1 pseudogene is annotated in these 278 nt (G+C 43.9%); it reads right to left on the bottom strand.

What is annotated here, in order from left to right:
- Positions 1–42 precede the first annotated feature (42 nt).
- Positions 43–278 (bottom strand): annotated as a pseudogene (locus tag A3763_RS07260) (30S ribosomal protein S6--L-glutamate ligase); the annotation flags it as partial.

Below are 278 nucleotides of genomic sequence, written 5' to 3'. Positions count from 1 at the left end.
TTGTAATATCTCAACTAATATTTGCATTGTCTCAACTAATAACTAACCTTTCCCTTTAGTTTTGGTTGCGTTGGGTTTTGCCTTCTTTTCGATATGCGAAATAATCATCCCCGCTACATTTTTGCCGGTAGCCGTTTCAATGCCTTCTAGCCCCGGGGAAGAGTTCACTTCCATGACAACGGGCCCGGTAGCACTTCGAAGAATATCTACACCGCACATTGATAAGCCCATTGTCTTTGCTGCATCGACTGCTGTTTTTCTTTCAGCTGGCGATAAGC

This window comes from Oleiphilus sp. HI0128 (assembly GCF_001635365.1).
This window is presented reverse-complemented; position numbering and strand designations above follow the sequence as displayed.